The sequence below is a fragment of the Amycolatopsis saalfeldensis genome, assembly GCF_900110575.1.
GTDB lineage: Bacteria > Actinomycetota > Actinomycetes > Mycobacteriales > Pseudonocardiaceae > Amycolatopsis > Amycolatopsis saalfeldensis.
The window spans coordinates 280,617-287,468 of sequence record NZ_FOEF01000012.1; the positions used below are offsets into that span (position 1 = coordinate 280,617).

Below are 6,852 nucleotides of genomic sequence, written 5' to 3' on the forward strand. Positions count from 1 at the left end.
GGCCGAAACCCGCTCGGCTACGGGCGTTTCCGGCCGGTCAGCAGCGACGTGCTGACGCCGTGGACGAGCACACTGCCCAGCACCGTGATGACCATGATCGTCAGCGAGACGTCCGCGGCCTCGTTGTCGAGCGAGTTGAAGGCCAGCAGGCCGAACACAATGGACGCGGCGCCGCGCGGGGCGAGGAAGCTGATCGTCATCCGGTCCCGCCACCGCAGGTCCGAGCCGAGCAGGACGGCGAGCACCGGCGCCGCCCGCGCGACCGTGAGCGCGACCGCCGCGACCACGACCGTCCCCCAGGTCACGCCGAAGTCGAACAGCAGCAGCGCGGCGAGGCCGAAGACGAACCACATCCCCAGGCCGCACAACGCGCTGACGTCGTCGACGAGGACGAACTCGGCTTCGCCGGAGTCTTTGCGGGCGGCCTTGTAGGCGATTCCACAAAGGAATGCCGCGACGAAGCCGTTCCCGCCCACGGCGATCGCGACGCCGTAGGTCAGCAGCGGGATGGCGACGGTCGCGATCCGCGTGGAGTGCTCCGTGGCCCAGCGGTGCGCGGTCGCCTTGTTCATCGCCAGCGCGGCCAGCCCGCCGACCAGCACCCCGACGACCACGGCCAGCACGGCGGCGGGAACCGCGGTCTGCAGCGCTTGGACGGGGGTGCTCGCCTGGGTGTGGCTGCCGGCCAGGATGAGCGCGAAGAGGAACACCGGGGCGACGACGCCGTCGTTGTACCCGCTCTCGACGTTCAGGACGTGGCGGATGCGTTCCGGGATGCGGGCGTCACGCACGACCGACGTCGCGGGGGCGAAGTCGGTCGGCATGATGATGCACGCGATCAGCAGCACCGCCGCCCACCCCAGCCCCGGCAGCACCAGCAGGCCCACGCCCATCGTGATCAGGATCGACAGCGGCAGCGCCACGAGCAGCAGCCGCATGACGGTCCGGCCGTCGCGCCCGAGGTAGCCGCCCTTCACCGCCGTGGCGTCGACGAACAGCAGCAGCGCGAGGATGAGTTCGGCGATGTGCTGGGCGATTTCGGTGTTGAGGCCGCTGCCGAGCACGTCGCGGGTGGTGAAGCCGATGGCCAGCCCGGCGGCGACCATCGCCATCGGGGCGCTGACCCGCCACTTCTCCAGCCGTCCGGCGGTCAGCGACCACAGCAGCACGACCACCGTCGCGGCGATCACGCTGGGGATCACCGGCACCTTCTTCCGTCACGCATCCGCGGGAGTCCGCACCGGGGAAGCGTAATGAGGGCCTCCGGGCGGCGCCGGGAAACGGCCGCGCGACCGCTGGATCGGGTGATCAGAAGATGGCGCCGTCGTCATCGAAGCCGACGTCGTGCTGTCCCGCGTCGTAGCCGTCCTGCCAGGTGCTCGCGTCGGCGACGCCGGGCATGCCCGCGAACATCGCGCCGAACAGGACCGCCGCGCCCAGGCCCCACGCCCCGCCGATCAGCGCGGGCTTCCACCACGGTTCGCTGTACCACCCCTGCGGCACGGGCCGTCCCGCGACTTCGCCGCCGGGGTAGTAGTGCGGAGTGTCCTGTCCGGGTTCGGGTGAAGCGGCGTAGGCCTGTCCGTCCACATCGACCTGACGGTGCTCGGTGACCTTGCCCGCCCGCTCGCGTTCGGCCTCGTCCGGCAGCGCGGGGCCGGGGTCCATGTCCATCGCGACGCGGGCGGCCCGGATGTAGTAAAGGCCTTCCAGCGCGGTTTCCGTCGCCAGCCGGGCCTGCTCCGCGCTCTCGGCTTGCTCCACTTGGGACGCTGCCGCGTTGTAGCGCTCCGCGGCGTCGGCGAGCGCCTGCTGCGAAGCGGTGTCCGTGCCGGTCAGGGTCAGGACCTGGCCGCCGAGCCGTTCGATCCAGCGCCGGGCGTCGGCGGCCGCGTCGTCGAGCTTGCGCTGCCGGTCGGCTTGCCACCGCAGCACGGCCGCGCGGACCGCCAGGATCACGGCGGCGAGCACGGCCAGGACGATCACGAGGGTCATCGGTTACTCCAGGATCAGCAGTGCAGGCAAGGGAGAAGCCGAGGTCCAGCCTCTCCGCGCGCCGCCCGCGCGACCACCCGTTGACGGTCGGGGCCGCACCCCCCGGTCGACCGGAACCGCTCCGTCAGCCGGCGTCCGCGGGCACCCGCAGGCGCACGGCGAACCCGCCTTCGGGGGTGGGCCCGGCGGTCAGCGTGCCGCCGAGCAGCTCCGCGCGTTCCCGCAGCCCGACCAGCCCGTGCTGCGCGCTCGGCAGCGGCACCGGGGTGCGGGTCGGCGGGCCGTTGACGATCCCGACGGCCAGCCCGTCACCGGTCTGTCCGATGTGGATGGTCACGGCCGCACCGGGCGCGTGCTTGCGGACGTTCGTGAGCGATTCCTGGACCGTGCGGTAGATCGCGCGCTGCAAGGGCGCGCTGATGTCCCCGGGGAGGCCGCCCCGCACCTCGGCGCCGACGCCGCTGGTGGCGATGAGCCGCTCCAGCTCGGCCAGGGTCGGCTGGGGCGTCAGCTCCGTCGGCCGGCTGCCGGACGCCCGCAGCAGCGTCACCATGTGGCGCAGCTCGTCGAGAGTGTTGACGCTCAGCGAACGAATCGTCGACGCGGCTTCCTTCGTCTCCGAGTCGGGCGCACCGACCTGCAACGCGCCCGCGCTGACCGCGATCAGGCTCACCTGGTGCGAAACGACGTCGTGCATCTCCCGCGCCAGCTGCGTCCGCTCGCGGGCCAGTGTCTTCTGCTCGATCAGCACCCGCTCCTGCTCCCGCGCCTGCTCGATCTCCACGAGCCGTTCGCGCAGCTCGTTGTGCGTCCTGGTCAGGATTCCCAGCAACGCCGGCGCGGCGGCGGCCATCGTCGCGTAGAGCACGTCGAGCAGGACCGTGGAACGGGTCGAGTCGCCGACCCCGGACGGCGGCCAGGGAAAGGCGCAGCCGACGGCCACGAGCACCGCGCACCCGACGGCCACCCGGCGGTCCCGGGTGTGCACGGCGACCGTGTAGAGGGCGATGAGCGCAGCGATCACCGTCGGCCCCAGGAACAGCGCGGGCATTGTCACCGCGAAGACCACGTACGGGAAGCGACGGCGCAGCACGAGGGCCACGGCCGCCACCGCGGCGCAGACCAGCTCCAGGTCGTCGGTGTAGTCGAGGTTCAGCCACACGTCGAGCAGGGCCAGCACGACGAGTGCGCCATCGGCCGCGAGCACGGCCGGCCGGCGCGTGGTCATCGGTCGTCGCGCGGGGCCAGCAGCCCGGCCTGCTGGGCCAGCAGCGCGGCCTGCACCCGCGTGGACACCTTGAGCTTGGTGAAGATCGCGCTGACGTGGTCCTTGACCGTGCCGACGCTCAGGTGGACCCCGGCGGCGATGTCGTTGTTGGACAGTCCCTCGGCGAGCTGGATCAGAATCTCCCGCTCGCGGTTGCTGAGCTTGTCGATCCTCGCCGACGTCGGCGAGCCGGCGCCGCTGTCGAGGAACCGGTCCACCACCGATCGGGTGACCTTGGGCGACAGGACCACACCGCCGCCGGCCAGCGTCCGCACGAGGTGGGCGAGCTGCTCGGGATCGGTGTCCTTGAGCAGGAACCCCGAGGCGCCCGAGCGCAAGGCGGCCGCGATGTACTCGTCGGAGTCGAACGTGGTCAGCATCGCCACGACCGGCGGATTCGGCAGCGCGCGGACCTCACGCAGGACCGTCAGCCCGTCGACGTCGGGCATCCGCACGTCCAGCAGCACGACGTCCGGCTTCTGCAGGCTGATCTCGCGCACCGCCTGCGCGCCGGTCGCGGTGGCCACGACCTCGATGCCGGCCGCGGAGTCGAGGATCAGCCGGAAGCCGGAGCGGACCAGCGCTTCGTCGTCCACCACGATCACCCTGATCACTTCGGCTCCCTCCCCCGCGCACCACCCTGGCCCGTCCCCGGCCGAGGCTAGGCCAGCCGGTCGGCGGGGTGCGCTCCCGCCGACCGGCGGGGGCCTGGACGCCGGTCAACGGATGGTAACCGCCGCCGTCCCCGATGACGCTATCGGAGGAACGGCGCCGCGCGGCGGCCCGCGATGAAGGCCGCCCGCGGGGCCCGGCGCCCACTGTGGCCAGGTAGGCCCGACCCGGCGATGGAGGACGAGTGGTGACCGACGAGCTGGACGAGCCCGCCGCCCGGCGCCGCGAGCAGCCGGCGGTGGTGCCGGGCCGGCCGGAACAACTCCTCGTGCGCATGGTCTTTGTCGGGCTCCTGGCGCAGAGCGGCTGGTCGGCCGCCTCGCGCCGGGTCGTCACCGTCGCGGCGATCGCCGGAGCAGTGGCCGTCTTGTTCGCCATGCTGATGTGCGCGTTCTTCGGCGCGATCCACCGCACCCGGCCGGCCCGCCCGTGAGCCCCGGGGTCCGCTGGCGGGACCGCGCCGGTGGCGTGGTCGCGACTGTCGTGCAGGCCGGCGCGGTCGTTTCGCTGTTCTTGTTGCTGTCCAACGGAGGCGGCGCCTTCGGCGATTGGCTGGTGACCCTGTTCTCGGTGCTCGGCCTGCCGGTCGAGAGCGCGCTGGTGATCGTGCTGGTGCTCGTCGCGCTCGGGGCGGCGCTGCGGGCCCGCAAACGCGCCGCGTTGCTCACGCTGGTCTGGTTCCAGGCCGGTTCCGCGCTGTTCTCCCTGCTGTGGATCACGGCCCTGCTGGTGGATCCCGGCGAGTTGCTCGACGTCGAGGACCATCCGGACGTGACCGGCCCGGTGATCTGGAACGCCGGCGCCACGGTGATCTCGGCCGTGCTGATCGCTCTGCTGCTGGCGCTGCGTCCGGTGTTCCCGGCCCGGCTGGCCCGCGGCGCGTGGTGGCGCGGGCTTTCGGTGCTGGTGGGCGGGCTGGCCGCGGTGATCGTCGTCGGCTTCCTGGTGACCGAGGTGGTGCCCGGCACCCTGCGCGGCGCCGGTGACCAGCTCGCCTGGGTGGCCAACCACACCACCGGCGGGCTCTTCCAGTTGCGCTGGATCGGCGCCGGGCCGGGCTGGCTCGACGGGACGCTCGACGCGCTGGCGGCGTTCGCCGGCGTGGCCGCGCTGGTCGTCTTCTTCCGCGGGGTGCGCTCCAGTCGCATGAGGACGGACGCGGAAGAGCTGCGCGTGCGCGAGCTGCTCGCCGAACACGGCGAAGACGACTCGCTCGGCTACTTCGCCACCCGACGGGACAAGAGTGTGGTCTTCGCGCCGTCCGGCCGGGCCGCGGTGACCTACCGCGTGCTCGCGGGGACCACCGTCGCCAGCGCGGATCCCGTCGGCGACCCCGAAGCGTGGCCGGACGCCGTGCGCGCATGGCTCGACGAAGCGCGGGTCTACGGCTGGACCCCGGGTGTGCTGGGGGCGAGCGAACACGGCGCGAAGGTGTACGCCGCGGCCGGGTTGAAGGCGCTGGAGATCGGCGACGAGGCGGTGCTCGACGTCCGCGACTTCAGCCTCGCCGGGCCGGACCGGCGATCCGTGCGCCAGGCGGTCAAGCGGATCCAGCGCGCCGGCTACACCGCGCAGGTTCGCCGGCACAGCGAGATACCTGCCGACGAGATGGCCGTGCTGCGGGCCCAGGCGCAGCGATGGCGCGGCGACGAGACCGAGCGCGGCTTTTCGATGGCGCTGGGACGGCTCGGCGATCCCAGCGACGGCCGCAGCGTGATGGTCGAGGCCTACGACGCGCGAGGCGAGCTGCGCGGCCTCCTGTCGTTCGTGCCGTGGGGCCGGCGCGGGCTCTCGCTCGACCTGATGCGCCGCGACCGCGACGCCGAAAACGGGCTCAACGAATACCTGATCGCGGAGGTCGTCCAGGCCGGCCCTCAGCTTGGCGCGCAACGGATTTCGCTCAACTTCGCCATGTTCCGCGCGGTGTTCGCCGCGGGCGAGCGGATCGGCGCCGGGCCCGTGCTTCGGCTGTGGCGCGCGATTCTGAGCCGCGCGTCGCGGTTCTTCCAGCTGGAGTCGCTGTACCGGTCGAACGCGAAGTACGGGCCGGACTGGGAGCCGCGGTTCCTCTGTTATTCCTCCGCGCGGAAACTGCCGCGGGTCAGCATCGTGGCCGGGGCCCTCGAAGGGTTCCTGCCCACCGGCACCGCCCGGCGCGCGCTGCGGCTCGAGGCGGTGTCCGACGAGTTCGTCGCCCAGGCGAAGGAGATCGACGAAGCCGCCGCCCGGCTGGTGCCGAAGGCGGCCCGGCGGCCCCAGCAGGTGCGCGTCCGGATCGCGAAGCTGGACAAGCTGCGGGACTGGGGCATCGATCCGTATCCGGTGGGTTTCCGGCGGGAGGATCTGCTGGGTGACATTGTGCGGAAGTACGCGGATCTGGGGCCGGATTCGCGGACGGGGCATCGGGTTCGGGTGGCGGGCCGGGTGCTGGCGTTGCGGACGTTGGGTGGGTTGTGTTTCGCGCGGATCAAGGATTTCTCGGGTGAGTTGCAGTTGATGCTGGACGCTCGTGAGCTTGATTTGACGGGGTGGCGTGGCGGCGTCGACCTGGGTGACCATGTGGGTGTGAGTGGCCGGGTGGTGACGTCGCGGCGGGGTGAGCTGTCGGTGCTGGTGGACGAGTGGACGGTGACGGCGAAGTGTCTGCATCCGTTGCCGGACAAGCGGAAGGGGCTGACGGATCCGGAGACGCGGGTGCGGCAGCGGTATCTGGATCTGGCGGTGAACCCGGAGTCGGCGCAGATGCTGCGGTTCCGGTCCACTGTGGTCCGTGCGGTGCGGGAGCGGTTGCACCAGGGTGATTATCTCGAGGTCGAGACGCCGATGTTGCAGACTGTCCATGGTGGAGCGAACGCGCGGCCGTTCGTCACGCACATCAACGCGTATGACATGCGGATGTATCTGCGGATCGCGCCGGA

The 6,852-nt window shown here is 71.9% G+C and carries 6 protein-coding genes; 2 read left to right on the plus strand and 4 right to left on the minus strand.

Annotated elements, in window-relative coordinates; translation table 11 throughout:
* Window positions 1-17: 17 nt before the first annotated feature.
* The 4 genes from BMY97_RS26450 to BMY97_RS26465 all read right to left on the minus strand — a co-directional run bounded on the left by BMY97_RS26450 (window position 18) and on the right by BMY97_RS26465 (window position 3,876).
* Window positions 18-1,202: a cation:proton antiporter domain-containing protein gene (locus BMY97_RS26450; protein ID WP_091621272.1), complete on the minus strand. Its 1,185-nt coding sequence runs from the start codon at window positions 1,200-1,202 to the stop codon at window positions 18-20.
* A gap of 106 nt (window positions 1,203-1,308) precedes the next feature.
* Window positions 1,309-1,995 (minus strand): hypothetical protein, encoded by a 687-nt coding sequence (locus BMY97_RS26455; protein ID WP_245787500.1) that lies wholly within the window; start codon window positions 1,993-1,995, stop codon window positions 1,309-1,311.
* A 124-nt stretch (window positions 1,996-2,119) separates the two neighbouring features.
* The gene (locus BMY97_RS26460) at window positions 2,120-3,223 is read right to left on the minus strand and encodes a sensor histidine kinase (RefSeq protein ID WP_091621226.1); all 1,104 of its coding nucleotides are present in this window, start codon (window positions 3,221-3,223) and stop codon (window positions 2,120-2,122) included.
* The gene (locus tag BMY97_RS26465) at window positions 3,220-3,876 is read right to left on the minus strand and encodes a response regulator (RefSeq protein WP_177231557.1); all 657 of its coding nucleotides are present in this window, start codon (window positions 3,874-3,876) and stop codon (window positions 3,220-3,222) included. Before BMY97_RS26465 ends, BMY97_RS26460 begins: the two co-directional genes overlap by 4 nt.
* A gap of 245 nt (window positions 3,877-4,121) precedes the next feature.
* On the opposite strand from BMY97_RS26465, the gene BMY97_RS26470 reads away from it, so the two are divergent.
* Window positions 4,122-4,367: a hypothetical protein gene (locus BMY97_RS26470; protein WP_143086302.1), complete on the plus strand. Its 246-nt coding sequence runs from the start codon at window positions 4,122-4,124 to the stop codon at window positions 4,365-4,367.
* Window positions 4,368-4,402: 35 nt separating this feature from the next.
* A partial coding sequence (lysX, locus tag BMY97_RS26475; RefSeq protein ID WP_245787501.1) for a bifunctional lysylphosphatidylglycerol synthetase/lysine--tRNA ligase LysX occupies window positions 4,403-6,852 on the plus strand: 2,450 nt, incomplete at its 3' end.

Coding starts and splice junctions, on each gene's coding strand:
- BMY97_RS26455 (WP_245787500.1), bottom strand. CDS start 1,995: ATGACCCTCGTGATCGTCCTGGCCGTGCTCGCCGCCGTGATCCTGGCG.
- BMY97_RS26460 (WP_091621226.1), bottom strand. CDS start 3,223: ATGACCACGCGCCGGCCGGCCGTGCTCGCGGCCGATGGCGCACTCGTC.